This window comes from Enterococcus sp. C53, from assembly GCF_040887425.1.
In the GTDB taxonomy this organism is placed as follows: domain Bacteria; phylum Bacillota; class Bacilli; order Lactobacillales; family Enterococcaceae; genus Enterococcus_B; species Enterococcus_B hirae.
On sequence record NZ_JBFOFT010000024.1, the window covers coordinates 1 to 1,052 of the forward strand.

3 protein-coding genes are annotated in these 1,052 nt (G+C 31.9%); all 3 read left to right on the forward strand.

Annotated elements, in window-relative coordinates:
• Positions 1-439 (forward strand): DUF1643 domain-containing protein (locus tag AB3I42_RS13930; protein WP_368022569.1); only part of this gene is annotated, 439 nt, incomplete at its 5' end.
• Positions 440-584: 145 nt separating this feature from the next.
• Positions 585-878, forward strand: a complete 294-nt coding sequence (locus AB3I42_RS13935; RefSeq protein WP_002296258.1) for a Mor transcription activator family protein — start codon at positions 585-587, stop codon at positions 876-878.
• Positions 871-1,044 (forward strand): hypothetical protein, encoded by a 174-nt coding sequence (locus AB3I42_RS13940; protein WP_162783193.1) that lies wholly within the window; start codon positions 871-873, stop codon positions 1,042-1,044. The genes AB3I42_RS13935 and AB3I42_RS13940 overlap by 8 nt, the downstream gene beginning before the upstream one ends.
• The last annotated feature ends 8 nt before the right edge of the window (positions 1,045-1,052 follow it).

Here is a 1,052-nt window from a genome sequence, read left to right on the forward strand (position 1 = left end):
GAAATTAGCGGTAGTCATTACTATTCGTCCAACAGATACAGAACCATTTACGAATGATTTGAGTATGTTATTAATCGAAAAGAATATCCGACAATTAGGATTTACTGGTTTTATTGCTGTGAAACTTTTTTCGTATACAAAAGCGAAAAGTCCTCGGGTATTTCCTCGTGGAAATGATGAACAATCTTTGGAAATATTAACAACTGTTTTTACAGAAAAGAAAATCAATACCATTATTTTTGCTTGTGGTTCGATTACAGCGACGAGTCAAGTGGCTTATGAACAAGCAAAGACTATTTACGATCAATTGAGTGCGAAACAAAAGAAGATGACCAAAGTATTGATAAATGCAGAAGGTAAGTTATCCCACCCACTAAGTATTCATGTTCGTAATGAATGGCAATTGGCAGATAGTCAATTATTATTTCAAGAAAAATAACATTTTATTTTCTCATGTTACTTATAAGTAGTTTTACATGCTTTTTGACTTTAAAAATACATGTGATGATACATGTTATATGAATTATCAATGTACCCAGTAATATGCTATTTTCATTATGTAAAAAATAACAGGGGGTGTGTAGATGGAGATTGATGAAACTTGTTTGAGTAACTCTTATAAAAGTATGAATGACTTTTTTGAGGAAATGGAACTGGATTCAGAATTGCTCTATCAATTTTATCTTGCTTTTCGAGGGCAACAGATTTCTTTTCCAATGAAAATGTACGATCGCGAGTTAGTTAGAAAAAGAATCGAAAACATGATAGAACAGGAAAAAACTGTAGATATCCGTCAATTGACAGAAGTTTATGGTTTCTCTGCAAGATGGATTCAAAAAGTAATTAAACAAAAAGAAAGGAGAAGAGTACATGGCTAAGCTGATTGTATTAGGTGGTTTAATTTACGGTGGATATTGGTTATATAAATATATGCTTGCACATCCGAATATAGATAAAGGAAAAGTAATTAAGACAGTTGGGGTAATCATAGTTGGACTCATAGCTCTAACTAAGAAAAATAATACTTGGATAGGCTACAATTAACTAGACAG